16 protein-coding genes are annotated in these 14827 nt (G+C 66.7%); 6 read left to right on the top strand and 10 right to left on the bottom strand.

The features are described from left to right. Nucleotides 1–108 precede the first annotated feature (108 nt). Nucleotides 109–906, top strand: coding sequence for a hypothetical protein (locus CCUG20998_RS25355; RefSeq protein ID WP_099052727.1), 798 nt, complete (start codon nt 109–111; stop codon nt 904–906). Between the two features lie 11 nt (nt 907–917). On the opposite strand, the gene disA is transcribed toward CCUG20998_RS25355, so the two are convergent. Genes disA through CCUG20998_RS25340 form a run of 3 tightly spaced genes read right to left on the bottom strand, consistent with a single transcriptional unit; the run spans nt 918 to nt 4087 of the window. Beyond that, nucleotides 918–1994: a DNA integrity scanning diadenylate cyclase DisA gene (gene disA / locus CCUG20998_RS25350; RefSeq protein ID WP_081651100.1), complete on the bottom strand. Its 1077-nt coding sequence runs from the start codon at nt 1992–1994 to the stop codon at nt 918–920. A gap of 18 nt (nt 1995–2012) precedes the next feature. Further along, nucleotides 2013–3488, bottom strand: a complete 1476-nt coding sequence (gene radA / locus CCUG20998_RS25345) for a DNA repair protein RadA (RefSeq protein ID WP_015357440.1) — start codon at nt 3486–3488, stop codon at nt 2013–2015. A 41-nt stretch (nt 3489–3529) separates the two neighbouring features. Further along, nucleotides 3530–4087, bottom strand: coding sequence for a copper chaperone PCu(A)C domain-containing protein (locus CCUG20998_RS25340; RefSeq protein WP_012396605.1), 558 nt, complete (start codon nt 4085–4087; stop codon nt 3530–3532). A gap of 442 nt (nt 4088–4529) precedes the next feature. On the opposite strand from CCUG20998_RS25340, the gene carD reads away from it, so the two are divergent. From carD to rlmB, 5 genes are read left to right on the top strand one after another with little or no spacing between them, the layout of a single operon-like run. Next, nucleotides 4530–5018, top strand: a complete 489-nt coding sequence (gene carD / locus CCUG20998_RS25335) for an RNA polymerase-binding transcription factor CarD (RefSeq protein WP_003419482.1) — start codon at nt 4530–4532, stop codon at nt 5016–5018. 16 nt (nt 5019–5034) lie between these two features. Beyond that, the gene (ispD, locus tag CCUG20998_RS25330) at nt 5035–5718 is read left to right on the top strand and encodes a 2-C-methyl-D-erythritol 4-phosphate cytidylyltransferase (RefSeq protein ID WP_012396604.1); all 684 of its coding nucleotides are present in this window, start codon (nt 5035–5037) and stop codon (nt 5716–5718) included. Further along, a complete protein-coding gene (ispF, locus tag CCUG20998_RS25325) occupies nt 5715–6212 on the top strand; it encodes a 2-C-methyl-D-erythritol 2,4-cyclodiphosphate synthase (RefSeq protein ID WP_020730841.1) in 498 nt (165 codons plus the stop codon). Before ispD ends, ispF begins: the two co-directional genes overlap by 4 nt. A gap of 57 nt (nt 6213–6269) precedes the next feature. Then, nucleotides 6270–7676 carry a cysteine--tRNA ligase gene (cysS, locus tag CCUG20998_RS25320; RefSeq protein ID WP_020730840.1) on the top strand — a complete coding sequence of 469 codons (1407 nt, stop codon included), beginning with the start codon at nt 6270–6272 and terminating at the stop codon, nt 7674–7676. Continuing rightward, the gene (rlmB, locus tag CCUG20998_RS25315) at nt 7677–8609 is read left to right on the top strand and encodes a 23S rRNA (guanosine(2251)-2'-O)-methyltransferase RlmB (RefSeq protein ID WP_020730839.1); all 933 of its coding nucleotides are present in this window, start codon (nt 7677–7679) and stop codon (nt 8607–8609) included. A 22-nt stretch (nt 8610–8631) separates the two neighbouring features. Here the strand turns inward: rlmB and CCUG20998_RS25310 are convergent, their stop codons facing one another. From CCUG20998_RS25310 to CCUG20998_RS25280, 7 genes are all read right to left on the bottom strand, one after another. Beyond that, nucleotides 8632–9873 (bottom strand): SLC13 family permease, encoded by a 1242-nt coding sequence (locus tag CCUG20998_RS25310; protein WP_036456723.1) that lies wholly within the window; start codon nt 9871–9873, stop codon nt 8632–8634. A gap of 22 nt (nt 9874–9895) precedes the next feature. Continuing rightward, nucleotides 9896–10816, bottom strand: a complete 921-nt coding sequence (locus CCUG20998_RS25305; RefSeq protein ID WP_036456722.1) for an MBL fold metallo-hydrolase — start codon at nt 10814–10816, stop codon at nt 9896–9898. Next, nucleotides 10816–11574 (bottom strand): LamB/YcsF family protein, encoded by a 759-nt coding sequence (locus CCUG20998_RS25300; RefSeq protein WP_020730836.1) that lies wholly within the window; start codon nt 11572–11574, stop codon nt 10816–10818. The genes CCUG20998_RS25305 and CCUG20998_RS25300 overlap by 1 nt, the downstream gene beginning before the upstream one ends. 18 nt (nt 11575–11592) lie before the next feature. Continuing rightward, nucleotides 11593–12342 carry a sensor domain-containing protein gene (locus CCUG20998_RS25295; protein ID WP_036456721.1) on the bottom strand — a complete coding sequence of 250 codons (750 nt, stop codon included), beginning with the start codon at nt 12340–12342 and terminating at the stop codon, nt 11593–11595. A 14-nt stretch (nt 12343–12356) separates the two neighbouring features. Beyond that, nucleotides 12357–13025, bottom strand: a complete 669-nt coding sequence (locus tag CCUG20998_RS25290; protein WP_373122246.1) for a sensor domain-containing protein — start codon at nt 13023–13025, stop codon at nt 12357–12359. A gap of 134 nt (nt 13026–13159) precedes the next feature. Continuing rightward, the gene (locus CCUG20998_RS25285) at nt 13160–14011 is read right to left on the bottom strand and encodes a metal ABC transporter permease (RefSeq protein ID WP_012396595.1); all 852 of its coding nucleotides are present in this window, start codon (nt 14009–14011) and stop codon (nt 13160–13162) included. Continuing rightward, nucleotides 14008–14826 carry a metal ABC transporter ATP-binding protein gene (locus tag CCUG20998_RS25280; protein ID WP_020730834.1) on the bottom strand — a complete coding sequence of 273 codons (819 nt, stop codon included), beginning with the start codon at nt 14824–14826 and terminating at the stop codon, nt 14008–14010. The genes CCUG20998_RS25285 and CCUG20998_RS25280 overlap by 4 nt, the downstream gene beginning before the upstream one ends. Nucleotide 14827: the final 1 nt, after the last annotated feature.

Below are 14827 nucleotides of genomic sequence, written 5' to 3'. Positions count from 1 at the left end.
GTTAAGGCACGCCTTGGAGGACCCCTAACACGGCCGTTCCCCAGCTAACCCGGCGACACGCCGGGTCGGGTCAAACGAGTCGGCGTGACCTGGGCCTACGGTGTGAATGTGCTGGATCTGGAACCGCGTGGCCCGCTACCCACCGAGATCTACTGGCGGCGCAGGGGACTGGCCCTGGGCATCGCGGTCGTAGTGATCGGGGTGGCCGTCGCCGCTGTGATCGCCTTCGTCGGGAGTAATGCGGGTGCCAAGCCTGCCAATGCCGATAAACCGGCGGGTGTGCAAGACCATCCGGGGTCAAGTGCGCCGCAAGCGCCGCAACCGGCCGGGCAGACCGAAGGTAACGCGCCGGGCGCGCCGCCGCAGGGGCAGAATCCGGAGACCCCCACCCCCACCGCCGCGGTACAACCGCCGCCGGTGCTCAAGGAGGGCGACGACTGCCCGGATTCCACGTTGGCCGTCAAGGGCCTGACGAACGCGCCCCAGTACTACATCGGTGACCAGCCGAAGTTCACCATGGTCGTCACCAATATCGGGCTCGTGGCCTGCAAGCGGGACGTGGGCGCCGCGGTGCTCGCGGCCTACGTGTACTCACTGGACAACAAGCGATTGTGGTCCAACCTGGACTGCGCGCCATCCAATGAGACCTTGGTCAAGACATTTGCCCCCGGTGAGCAGGTGACTACCGCGGTGACGTGGACCGGGATGGGATCGGCGCCCAAGTGCCCACTGCCGAGGCCCGCGATTGGGCCCGGAACCTACAACCTGGTCGTGCAGCTGGGTAACCTGCGGTCGCAGCCGGTTCCATTCATCTTGAATCCTGCGCCGCAGCCTCCCGGTCCGTTACCGGCTCCCGGCCCGGCTTTGGCGCCACCGCCCGAGGCGCCACCCGCCCAGGGCGGGTAGGCGGGCGCACGTCACTGGTCGGCGATCGTCGACTCGGCCAGCTGCGATAGTCCCTCTCGGACGTGAGCGGCCCACGTCGCGCCGATGCCTTCCACCGATTGCAGGTCGCTGGCGCTGGCCGCGAGCAAGCCCTGCAGGCTGCCAAAGGCCCGGACCAGCAGGTCGGTATGGCTGAACTGCAGTCGCGGGATGCCCGACATGGCGCGGTAGCCGCGCGGGCTCAGCGCCGAGTCCTGCGCCTCGGTCGTGGACGGATATCCGAAGATCTTCGCCAGCGCGTTGAAATCGAGTAGCTCGGTGTCGGTGATGGCATCCAGCTCGTCGAGGGTCGCGGTGATCTGTGCGGTGGCCAGCGGTTCGTGGTTGGCGTAGTAGTCCCGGACAATCAACTCCCGAGCGGTTTCGTTGTCGCCGAGCAACTCCTCGAGCTGCAGCCGCAGTTGTCGCCCATCGGTGCCGAGTTCGACCACGTCGTTGTCGATCTCGATGCCGATTCGCCGCACCAACTCGAGTCGCTGCACCACCGTCATCACGTCGCGCAGCGTCACGAAGTCCTCGATCTCCGCGCGGGATAGCTGCCGGCTGACCTCGTCGAGCCTGGTCTTGTACCGCTCCAGGGTCGCGATGGCCTGATTGGCGTGCGACAGGATGGTGGCCGAATCGCTCAGCACGTGTCGCTCACCGCCGACGTAGACGGTCACGATGTTCATCGAGTGGCTCACCGAAATCACCGGATAGCCGGTCTGGATGGCGGCCCGTTCCGCCGAACGGTGGCGGGTGCCCGATTCGTCGGTGGGTATCGACGGGTCCGGAACTAGCTGCACGTTGGCCCGGATGAACCGGCTGCCATCGGTGGACAGCACCACGGCGCCGTCCATTTTGCACAGTTCCCGTAACCGGGTGGGCGCATAGCGCACATCGAGGGGGAACCCGCCGTCGCAGATGGCCTCGACGTTCTCATCGTGGCCCAGCACGATCAGGGCTCCGGTGCGGCCGCGCAGAATGCGCTCTAGGCCGTCCCGTAGCCCCGTGCCGGGCGCCAGCCGGGCAACAGCCTCACGAAGTGTCGGACGATTCACAGCGTGCATTCTGCTATGCGTCCGCCGCTAGTGGGAGGTGTCTAGCCGATGCACCTTCGCCGAAGGGGCGCTGCGGTGGTCGGCGATGTCGATCATGTGCTCGAGTGCGGCCACGATTGTGGGCGCGCAGAGCGTGCGCAGGCCCGCCGGCACCGCCTCGCAGCCGGGCGGGACCAGTGCGATGTTGAATCCCTGCCGGGCGGCCTCGGCCAGGCGCCGGTCCATCCCGTTGACCCGCCGCAGGTCGCCCGCCAGGCCGACCTCGCCGATCATCACCGCGGTGGTGGGTAGCGGCAGGTTCGCATACGCCGAGGCCAGTGCGATCGCGACGGCCAGATCCGATGAGGGATCGGTCAACCGCATCCCGCCGACGGTGGACAGATACATGTCGTTGACGGCCAGTGACAGCCGCGCGTGTTTTTCCAGGACGGCGCTGATCATGGCGGCCCGGGCATGGTCGATCCCGCTGACAGCGCGTCTGGGTGCCCCGCCGTTCGGCGTCGCCAGCAACGCCTGGACTTCCCCGATAAGGGGGCGTTTTCCATCCAGGGTCACCGTGATCGCGGTGCCGGGAACCGGTGTGGGGCGTTGATCCAGGAACAGGTTGGACGGATCGGCTACGCCCTCGATCCCGTTATCGTGCAGCAGGAAGCAACCCACCTCGTCGGCCGCGCCGAACCGATTCTTGACGCCACGGACCATTCGCAACCCGCCGTTGCGGTCGCCTTCGAAGTGCAGCACGACGTCGACCAGGTGTTCTAGCGAGCGGGGGCCGGCGATGGCTCCATCCTTGGTGACGTGGCCGACGAGAATCAGCGCGAAGCCATTGGATTTGGCCGCCGCGGTGAGCGCGGCGGTGACGGCGCGCACCTGTGTCACCCCGCCGGTAACGCCGTCGACCTCGCTGGTGGACATCGTCTGTACCGAGTCGACGATCACCAATGCCGACCCAACCGTGTCGATGTGGTCCAAGACCGCGTGCAGGTCGGATTCGGCGGCCAGATAGATCTCCGCGCTGTTGTCGATCGCTGAGACCTCGGAGATATCGGGGGCCGCCGGGCCGCCGCAGCCGATCCGGTCGGCGCGCAGCCGGATCTGCCCCGCGGACTCTTCGCCGGAGATGTACAAGACGCGTTGCCCCGACTGCGCCCAGCGGTGGGCCACTTCGAGCAGCAGCGTCGACTTGCCGACACCGGGCTCGCCGGCCAGCAGCGTCACCGAACCCGGCACCACACCGCCGCCGAGCACCCGGTCGAGTTCGTCGATGCCGGTAGGGCGGTGCCGGCTGAGATTGGGCTGGACGGAACTTATCGGAACGGCCTGCGACGTCGGTACCGCCGGACCGTGCGCCCGGCGACCCAGGCGACTGCCTCCGCCGACTGCGCTGAGAACGGACACTTCTTCGACGGTGCCCCAGCTGCTGCACTCCGGGCATCGCCCCACCCACTTGGCGGTGAGATACCGGCAGTCCGCGCAGCGGTATTGCAAACGTGCGTTGGCCACGCGGTGACCGTATCGGCTGGGTCTGACAGCCGGCCGGACGCTTAGTGCTTGTCTGGCTCGGCGGCTTCCACGTGCGGCTCGGCCAACGGCGCGGAAATGGGCACCATCACGGAGCCCTGCCCGGCCTTCTCGAAGTTGAAGGTGAAGTTGTACATCAGACCGTTGGTGATCGGCTTGGCCAACGCGACGGTGGCCTTGGCCGATTCATTCGAGTCCAGCGGACCCGGTGCGACGAGCTGGCCGTCCGGAGTGCCGATGAACAACATGCCGCCCGCCGGTAGTTGAGCGTCGCCGGTCATCGTGACCTTGCCGATGTCGCTGGTGATGCTGACGAGCCGATCCGACAAATCCGGTGACTGGTTCACTGCCACCAGCACCAAGTCCACATTGTGGCCGGGACGCAGGAAATCACTGGTCCGTTGGAGGGCCTGGATGCGGATGTCGCGCAGCGCGACGTTGTTGATGGTGAGCCTGTTGCCGTTGACCGCCGACTCCTGCGACGCGGTTTGCGAGATCTGACCCGCTCCACAACCACTGAGCAGGGTGGCAGTCAGAGCGACCAGGCCGACCGATACGAGGCGGATTTTGAACAGGTTCACTCGAAGCCTCCCGCTGGGTTCGGAGCATCGTCGATCACATGACGGCGTGCTGACACCGATTCGACTATGCACAGTAGTAGGTAGCCGCCGCGGACGGTAGCGCAGGCGGCCTCGGCGCCGTCGTGGCGTCGCGATGGTTGGCGCCAGACCCGCCTGATCGGCGCCCCGACCAGGGCCGCCGGGGTGGTGAGCCTCGGCTTGGTCCAGCCGTAGTGAGACGGGATGTCTTCCCGGTTGTCGGGTTTGGGTGGGCGGTCGCATGTTCGCTGGCTGTGGGCGTGTCGGGGGTCGTCGAAGCGGCCGCGAACAGGGCTGGACGATGCACGTCTTGCACCTCCTGTCAACCCCCAATGTTGAGCCGCGATGCCCCTGACCTGCACCGTTGGACCGCAGTCGTTAGGGGGGCGTGTTAGCATGGAGTGACGAAAGGGGCCTAAATCAGATGATCTTCAAGGTCGGTGACACCGTTGTCTACCCACACCACGGTGCTGCGTTAGTCGAGGCGATCGAAACCCGGACCATCAAAGGGGAACAAAAAGAGTATCTCGTCTTGAAGGTGGCGCAGGGCGACCTGACGGTTCGAGTGCCCGCTGAGAACGCTGAGTACGTCGGAGTTCGCGATGTCGTCGGTCAGGAAGGTCTCGACAAAGTCTTCCAGGTGCTGCGCGCCCCGCACACCGAAGAGCCGACCAACTGGTCCCGTCGTTACAAGGCCAACCTGGAGAAACTCGCTTCGGGCGATGTAAACAAGGTGGCCGAGGTGGTCCGCGATCTGTGGCGTCGCGACCAGGAGCGCGGCCTGTCGGCCGGCGAGAAGCGCATGCTGGCAAAAGCCCGCCAGATTCTGGTCGGCGAACTGGCTCTGGCCGAAAGCACCGATGACGCTAAAGCGGAAACAATCCTCGACGAGGTTTTGGCCGCCGCTTCCTGATCTCCCGAGTCGTTAGGTGGCCGGGGGAACCCAGGGCGTCGCCGCGATTGTTCCGGCCGCAGGGTCGGGTCAGCGGCTCGCGGCTGGCGTGCCTAAGGCGTTCTATCAACTCGAAGGCCAAACTCTGGTTGAGCGAGCCGTCAGGGGCTTGCTCGAATCCGGGGTGGTGGACACCGTCGTGGTGGCGGTACCCCCAGATCGCACCGACGAGGCAAAGCTGATCCTGGGCCGCGAGGCCACCATTGTGGCCGGCGGCGCCGATCGCACCGAAAGTGTGAGCCGGGCCTTGTCCGCCTTGTCTGCCGGCGTCTCGCCGGAATTCGTACTTGTCCATGACGCTGCGCGGGCGCTGACGCCGCCGGCACTGGTCGTGCGGTTGGTCGACATGTTGCGGGCTGGCCATGCCGCGGTCGTACCGGTGCTGCCGCTCACTGACACAATCAAGGCTGTGGATGCCAATGGGGTGGTTCTGGGTACGCCGGAACGCGCGGGGCTGAGGGCGGTGCAGACCCCGCAGGGGTTCTCCACCGAACTGCTGCTGCGCGCCTACCGACACGCGGGCGTCGCCGCCTTCACCGATGACGCATCGCTGGTTGAGCATGTCGGTGGGCAGGTGCACGTGGTTGCCGGCGACCCGCTGGCGTTCAAGATCACCAACCGTCTCGATCTGTTGCTGGCCCACGCGGTTGTGCGCGGGTGAACGGCCTACCCCGAGTGGGCCTGGGTGTTGACGTTCACCCGATCGAGCCCGGAAGACCATGCTGGCTGGTGGGGCTGCTGTTCCCGAGCGCCGACGGCTGCGCCGGGCATTCCGACGGGGACGTCGCCGCGCATGCGCTGTGTGATGCCGTGTTGTCGGCGGCCGGGCTGGGCGACATCGGTGACGTGTTCGGCGTCGGTGATCCACGCTGGGAAGGGGTCAGCGGCGCCACCATGCTGCGTCATGTGGTCGAGCTGATCACGCAGCACGGCTATCGGGTCGGCAACGCCTCCGTGCAGGTGGTCGGCAACCGGCCGAAGATCGGCTGGCGACGTTACGAGGCCCAGGCGGTGTTGTCCCGATCGCTCAACGCCCCGGTGTCGGTATCGGCCACCACCACTGACGGACTTGGCCTGACCGGACGCGGCGAAGGTTTGGCCGCGATCGCGACGGCATTGGTGGTTTCCCTGCGTGATCCGCTGGGATCCCAGTAGGGCTCAGCGCGACGCTTGCCGCCATCGCATATCGCGCAGGCAGTAAGCTGGCACGCCGTGACCGAACGTGCCGGCTTGCGGCTACATGACACGGCGGCAGGTGCCGTGCGTGATTTCGTTCCGCTGCGCGAGGGCCACGTCTCCATCTACCTCTGCGGAGCGACGGTGCAGGGTCTTCCCCACATCGGGCACGTCCGCAGCGGGGTTGCCTTCGACATCCTGCGGCGCTGGCTGATGGCACGGGGTTTTGACGTCGCCTTCATCCGCAATGTGACCGACATCGACGACAAGATCCTCAACAAGGCCGCCGCTGCCGAGCGCCCGTGGTGGGAATGGGCCGCCACCTACGAGCGTGCGTTTACCGCGGCCTACGACGCGCTGGACGTCCTTCCGCCGTCAGCGGAGCCCAGGGCCACCGGCCACGTGACTCAGATGGTTGAGCTGATCGAGCGGTTGATCGAACGGGGCCACGCCTATGCCGGTGGTGGCGACGTCTATTTCGATGTCCTGAGCTATCCCGATTACGGCCAGCTGTCCGGGCACAAGGTCGACGACGTCCATCAGGGCGAGGGGGTGGCGACCGGTAAGCGTGACCAGCGCGATTTCACCCTGTGGAAGGGTGCGAAACCGGGCGAGCCGTCCTGGCCGACGCCATGGGGCCGCGGGCGCCCGGGCTGGCACCTGGAATGCTCCGCCATGGCTCGCACCTACCTCGGCGCACAGTTCGACATCCATTGCGGTGGGATGGATTTGATCTTTCCCCATCACGAGAATGAGATTGCGCAGAGCCGGGCCGCCGGCGACGGGTTCGCCCGCTATTGGTTGCACAACGGGTGGGTGACCATGGGCGGGGAAAAGATGAGCAAGTCGCTGGGCAACGTGTTGGCGATTCCGACCATGCTGCAGCGGGTCCGCCCGGCCGAATTGCGCTACTACCTGGGTAGCGCCCACTATCGGTCGATGCTCGAGTTCTCCGATATCGCCCTGCAGGACGCGGTGAACGCCTACGTCGGGGTTGAGGAGTTCCTGCACCGGGTGCGCAGCCGGGCCGGTGCCGTTGTTGTGGGTGACTGGACGCCGCGATTCGTCGCAGCGCTCGACGACGATCTTTCGGTCCCGATCGCGCTGGCCGAAATTCACCACACCCGCGCCGAAGGCAACCGCGCACTCGACGCCGGTGACCACGATGCAGCGCTGCAAAGCGCCAGTTCAATTCGCGCGATGATGGGCATCCTGGGCTGCGACCCGCTCGACGAACGCTGGGAATCTCGGGACGAGACGTCGGCCGCGTTGGCGGCCGTCGACGTGCTGGTCCAGGCCGAGTTGGAGAACCGCCAGAAGGCGCGCGAAGAGCGCAACTGGGCGCTGGCCGATGAGATTCGCAACCGCCTCAAGAACGCCGGTATCGAGGTCACCGATACCGCCGACGGACCGCAGTGGCTGTTGGGTGGTGACGGTAAGTAGATGGCTGGTAATTCTCAGCGCCGGGGAGCGATACGCAAGTCGGGCACCAAGAAAGGCACCAGCGTCGGGTCCGGCGGCCAGCGCCGTCGTGGTCTGGAAGGGCGCGGTCCCACGCCGCCGGCACACATGCGGCCGAACCATCCCGCCGCGAAGCGGGCCAAAGCGCAGCAGCGCCGGCCGGCCCGAGGCCGCACTGACGAAACCGAAACCGTGCTGGGCCGCAACCCGGTGCTGGAATGCCTGCGGGCCGGCGTGCCGTCGACGGCGCTCTACGTCGCGCTTGGTGTCGAAGCGGACGAGCGACTGACCGAGTCCGTCTCTCGAGCCGCCGACTCCGGAATTCCGATTCTCGAAGTGCCCCGGACCGATTTGGACCGGATGACCGCCAACCATCTGCATCAGGGCATCGCGCTGCAGGTGCCGCCGTACAACTACGCCCATCCCGATGATCTGCTGGCTGCCTCATTGGATACGCCGCCAGCGCTTCTGGTCGCGTTGGACAACATCTCCGACCCGCGCAACCTCGGCGCCATCGTGCGTTCGGTGGCGGCCTTCGGCGGCCACGGCGTGCTGATCCCACAACGTCGTTCGGCTTCGGTGACGGCGGTAGCGTGGCGCACCAGCGCCGGGGCGGCTGCCCGGATGCCGGTCGCGCGGGCCACCAATCTCACCCGAGCCCTGAAGGATTGGGCCGATCGCGGCGTGCGGGTGGTGGGCCTGGATGCCGGCGGCGACACCGCCATCGACGACCTGGACGGCAGCGACCCGATCGTGGTGGTCGTCGGTTCGGAAGGCAAGGGGCTGTCCCGGCTGGTGCGGCAGACCTGCGATGAGGTGGTATCGGTGCCGATGGCCGGCCCGACCGAATCGCTGAACGCCTCCGTGGCCGCCGGTGTGGTGCTCGCCGAAATCGCCCGGCAGCGCAGAACCTGACGCCGGCCGCGCACCAGCTCGATCACAGGCCCAGCAGTCGCACGCTGACCCACAACCCGATTACCGCGGCTACCAGCGCAACCGGGACTGTGCACAACCCGAGTCGGGTGTACTCGCTGACCCCGGCCTCGACGTTGTGCTGGCGCAGTACCCGCCGCCACAGCAGATTCGAGAGCGAACCTACATAGGTCAGGTTAGGTCCGATGTTGACCCCGATCAGCACCGCCAGTACGGCAGCCGGTCCGTTGCCCGCCACCAACGGCATCAATACCAGCGTCGCGGGCAGGTTGTTGACCACGTTGGCCAGCAGCGCGGCCACCGTGGCGATCACCAGTAGCGCCGTCAGCCCCGATCCCGATGGCACCACCGCGGACATCTTGTCAGCGATTCCGCTGAGCATGACGGCCTGAACGACCACCCCCAGCGCCAGCACGAACACCAGGAACGACACATTGGCCGAGCGGGCAATCTCGATTACCGAGGTGTGGCGATGGCGCAGGCTGCGCACCGCCAATACGGAGGCACCGGCCAGGGCCGCCCATGCGGGCGCCACGCCCAGCGACTCGGCGGTGGCGAACCCGACCAGCGTCAGCCCCACGACCACCAAAACAAACACCGGCGGCCGCGGTGGTGGCCCCACATGCTCACGATTGGGCTCTGCGACCAGATCCCGTGCGAAGAACCAGCGGAAGATCACGTACACCGCAGCTATCGCCAACAGCCACGGCAACGTCATCACCAGGGTGAATTTGGTGAACGAGATGTCGGCCCCACGGTAGGCGAGCAGGTTGGTCAGGTTTGACACCGGCAGCAACAGCGAGGCCGCATTGGCCAAGTGGGCCGTGGCGTAGGCATATGGCCGAACGGGTGTTCGCAATCTGCGCACGGTGGCCAGGACCACCGGCGTCAACAGCACCACGGTGGCATCCAGACTCAGCGCCGCGGTGATCAGCGCGGCTACCACGAAAACCTGGCCTAGCAGCCCGTGTGAACTGCGGCTGGACCGCGCCATCGCGGCACCCGCGGCCTCGAACAGGCCTTCGTCGTCGCAGAGTTTGGCCAGCACCAGCACCGCGCCGAGGAAGGCGACCACTCCGGCCAACCCGGAAACCTGTGCCGCCGCCTGCTGCGGCGAGATGGCGCCCATCGCGATCAAGATGCCGGCCGCCGGAACCGCGGCCACCGCCTCGGGCCACCCGCGCGGACGTGCTACCGCAAACGCGAGGACTACCGCTAGCAGTAGCAGCGCAACCGTTAGTGTCAAGTTTCAGCAGCTCTTTACGTCTCTACACCCAGGGATCCTCGCGTTGCCACACGGTCGGCATCTGCAACGGGATGCCGTCTTGTGCAGCCAGCTCATCGAGAATACGGATGGACATATCCAGATCGTCGGCCGCATAAGGAAAGGCCCGCATCGGCTTTGACAGCGGGCGGAAGAAGTCGTCCCAGTGGACAAGGACCACGCGGCGTGCCCCGACCGCGCGCACCACCTCGTTCCAATAGTCGATCAGGTATGACCGCCGTTGCAGCCCCAGCTGGCCGACGCCGAGGTAGACGACCTCGGCGCGGTAGCCGTCCAGCGCGCCGGCGACGAATCCGGCGCTGCCCTGGATCAGCAGCCGCCGCCCCGACGGTCGGTGGTGGATGTGTGTCGACCAGGCTTCACCGCAGCGGTAGGCCGACGCCTTTACCGGTGGGACCACCGGCTCGCTGATCACCCCGGGAAATCGGTCCGGGGGGCAGTGGTGTGACTCGATCAGGGTGACGTCGTAGGCGCCCAACTCCATCGACTGGCCGGGGACAGCCACCACCAGGCGATCCTCGGCCAGCCCGTAGCCGCGCCCGATATTGGCCGCCGATTCGCCACCGACCAACAGCGCGCCGGTACGGTCGGCCACCAGTGCGGAGTCCATCGCGTGGTCGATATGGGTGTGCACCGGTATGACGGCCGCCAGTTCCGACGCCTTGGCTTGGGCCAGGCAGCCGTCGACGCGCGCCGCCGATGGCGCCAGCTTGCCGGCAGCGACCTGCGCCAGGCTCGGCCGGGAGAAGTATCCGTCGGTCATCAGCGCCGATGAGCCGTCGTCGAGTAGCACCGTCGACACACCGATCCACATCGCCGAGAGCGGAGCATCGGGCTTGGCAGCGGGAACGCCAAACCGATGCGAATAGCGCTTGAGGTCGGGCCGCCCAAATCGAAGACGCATCAGCAAAACGCCCTTATCTCGTTGCCGGCCGCCGTCAGCCGGTCCCGCACCGCCGTCGCGATCTGCACCGCGCCGGGCGAATCCCCGTGCACACAAATCGATTCCATGGTGATCGGGACTTGCCTGCCGTCGACCGCGGTGACCTTGCCCGAGGCCACCATGGACACCGCCCGCTGCGCGATCGCCGCGGCATCGGCCAGCACCGCACCGGGCTCGCGACGCGAGACCAGTTGTCCGTCGGACCGGTAGGCGCGATCGGCGAACGCCTCGGCGACCGTGCGTAGCCCAAGGTCGGTCGCTTGTTGGAAAAACACCGAGCCCGTCATCCCCAGCACCGGCAGCGTGGCGTCCACCATCCGTACCGCCTCGGCGACGGCGGCCGCCTGGTCCCGGTGGGTCACGATGGTGTTGTACAGGGCGCCATGGGGTTTGACGTAGGACACCGTGGATCCACAAGACTGGGCTATGGCCTGCAATGCGCCGATCTGGTACACGACTTCGGCGACCAGATCTTCCGGGTCCACATCGATGAAACGCCTGCCGAAGCCAGCAAGATCGCGATAGCCCACCTGGGCTCCGATCCGCACCCCCCGCTCGGCGGCCGCCCGGCACACGCGAAGCAGGCCGGCAGGTTCTCCGGCGTGAAAGCCGCAGGCCACGTTGGCGCTGGTGACTATTCCAAGCATGGCGTCGTCGTCGCCCAACTGCCAAATGCCGAAGCCTTCGCCCAAGTCGGCGTTGAGGTCGATATAGGGCACGTGCCTAGCTTATGGGGACTATTGGGGTATCCGGGAGATCACCTGGTCGATGAGGTTTTCCAGCGCCGAGGTCGTGTTTTTGCTCATCAGGCAGACCCGCGCCTCGGCGAGCACACTGTCCTGCAACGCCATCGCGTGCGAGCACGTCCATCGGGGGTCTTCCTGTTGGCGCAGCAACACCTCGATGCGCGAGCCGCTGGCGATCACAGGTCCGGTGTTGAAGTAGCTGTGGTTGCCGTTGGAAGAGTGAAAGCCGTATCGCCGATTCGCGCAGCCCTGCCAGTCCTGGCCCGCGCGCTGCAGCAATGCGGCGGCATCGGCGGCGACGGGAAACGATGTGAGTAGCTGTGTGACGTCGGCCTGTACGACATTGGGGCTGGTCATCTGGTTGCCGCGCATCGCGACCCAGCCGCTGTTGGCGTAGACGGACGTGTCGCCGATCGACGCCAGCCCCAGGCAGGTGGGATCGTCGACGACCTTGGACCCGTCGGCTGTGCCGGTAATCGCGCCGACCAGCGACATGTTGGTTCCACCGACTAGCGCCACCACTTGTTGCTGAGTCAGCAGTGCCCCCTCCAGTGCGGCCGCCGCCACAATGCGTGGCGCTGCTCTGGTGGTTGTGGTGGGGGCATGGCCCAGGTTGGCGGCCGGCAAGGCGGTGCCCGCCACGGTGGTGCTACAGCCGGCGAGCGCCAGAGCGGCCGTCGCTGCCAGCGCCATCGCGCCCCGCGCCAGCCTCAGGTGGGGAACCCAGCCGGTTACCTGCATGGCCCGCTGCGGGCCTACTGTTTGGCGGCTTTGGCCGCGATCTGTTGCGCAACATCGGCCGCCACCGAACCCGATTGGCTGTAGGCGCACGTCACCACATCGATGGCGACGTTGTTGCGCACGGTCAGAGCCCGTTGGCAGGTCCATCCGTCGCCGGCTTCCTGGACCTGGGAGGTGCTCAGCATGCCGTTGTCATTGACGACGTCGGAGACCGTCCAGATGGTGTCGGGTTGGTCCGTGCTGACGTCGGTGAAACGGCGATTCGAGCAGTTGCCCCAACTGCGTACCGAGGAGTTGTAGAAAGCGCTGGCATCGTGGGCGCTGGGAAAGGCCACAACGGCCTGAATGGCGTAGTGCTTGCGTCGCTTGGAATCATCGACGCTGTCGTCCATCCGCTGGCCTCGCATCGCGGTCCAACCGGTGCCGGCGTACACCTCGTCCTGGGCGGGGCCATCGACTGCCAAGCAGTTCTTGTCCGAGATGTTCTTGCTCCAGTCCCACATCGCCTTGGCGTTGAACCAGACTTTCATCGAGGTCGCGCCCAGTGCGCTGTCGATCTGGCTGACGTCGAGCAGGAGATCGTCCAGCGCTGAAACGGCGATCGGAGTCTGGTTCAACGGCCCCGACATATCCGCGGCCACTGCATTGCCATCGACGATGTTGGTGCAACCGGTGACGAGCATGCCCGCACCTCCCACCAGCGCGGCTAGCGCGGCGACTCGCTGGCGCACTATTTCCTCCCCTCACGACCCCCAACGACGGCCGCAAGTCGGTGCACCCGGCTTGACGACCGTGTGCGACCAGGATAAACGCTGCCTCAGCGGTGGCGCCCCAGCAGTCGACAAATCAGATAGATCAGGAAGGAGATGGTGGCCACAAACACCGACACCGGTACCCCGGGGGCCAGGGACAACACGATGCCACCCACGGCCGCCACCTCCGCGAAAACCACCGAGGTCAGGATCGCCGCGGCCGGTGCGGTGACCACTCGCGCGGCCGCGGCGGCCGGGGTGATCAGCAAGGACATCACCAGTAGGGCTCCGACGATCTGGACCGCCTGAGCCGCCACCACGCCGACTAGGGCGGCAAAAACGATGCTCAGGGTGCGCACCGGCACGCCGCGGGCCGCGGCGACCTCGGGGTCGACGGTGGCGAACAGCAGCGGCCGGTAACAGATCGCCAGCGCCGCGACGACAAGAACGCAGATCAGCGCCAGCATGGTCAGGCCGGAATAGCCGACGCCGACGATCTGGCCGGTCAGTAGCGCGAAGCTGGTTCCGGTCCGTCCCGGGTAGAGGTGGATGAACAGGACTGCCAAGCCCATCCCGAACGCCAGCACGACGCCGATCACCGAATCACGCTCGCGGGCACGCTGGCCCAGAATGCCGAACAGTGCCGCCGCCAACGCGCTGCCCACCAGCGCGCCCACGCCCACCGGCAACCCGGACAGCAGCGCGAACGCCGCTCCGGTCAGCGACAACTCGCTCGAGCCGTGAACGGCGAACGACATCTGGCGCATCACGACGAACGGCCCGATCAACCCGGCTACCAGCCCGAGCAACGCGGCGGCTATCAGTGCCTGCTGGACGAAGTCGTGTCTGAGTAGGTGGGCGGTGATGTCGAACGCGAACAGATGGTCCAGCATGTCGACGAGCCGGTCGTTGGTCATCGGAGCCCGTCCTGGGCGTCGACTACCAAATAGCGGGTGTGGGGGCCCTTGACGACTTTGATCACCTCGATATCGGCGCGGTACAGCGTCGAGAGGGTCTGGCTGGTCATCACCTGCTCGACGGTGCCGATCAGGAATCGCCCGTCGACCAGATAGAGCACCCGGTCCACGTACGGCAAGATCGGGTTGACCTCGTGGGTGACCACCATGACCGCGGTTGCGGCCTCCCGGCGACGGCGATCGAGTAGGGCGGCGACCAGGTTGGCGTTGGCCGGGTCGAGGGCCAGTAGCGGTTCATCGCACAGCAGCAACGACGGGTCGCTTGCCAGTGCCTGGGCGACGCGTATCCGCTGCAGCTCGCCCCCCGACATCAGCCCCACCCGGACGTCGGCAAGCCGCTCACCGTCGACCTGCTGCAGCGCCCGCTGCACGGCTTCGCGGCGACGGGCCCGCTCGCCCGAGCGCAACGCAACCGCACCCCACCGGCATCCGTCGACACCCAGCCCGACCAGGTCGCGCCCGCGCAGCATCACCTCCGGGTCGATCGGATGGTGCTGTGGGACATAGCCGATATGACCGCGGCGCGTTCGACCGGTGTCGAGCCTGGCGCCGTCCACCAGCGCCACACCTGCGCTCAACGCGAGTTCGCCGAGCAACACCTTGAGCAACGAGGTCTTGCCGGTGCCGTTGGGCCCGAGCACGGCGATGAATTCGCCGCGTGACACCGACAGATCGAGGTCCTCCCACAGGACCCGATCGCCGAATGCCAGCCGCGCACCGCGCAGCGCAATTGCCGGTTGGTTCAACTGGTTCAAA

Source organism: Mycobacterium marinum, from assembly GCF_003391395.1.
In the GTDB taxonomy this organism is placed as follows: domain Bacteria; phylum Actinomycetota; class Actinomycetes; order Mycobacteriales; family Mycobacteriaceae; genus Mycobacterium; species Mycobacterium marinum.
Note: the sequence above shows the minus strand (reverse complement) of the source record. Positions and strands in the feature narration are given on the sequence as shown.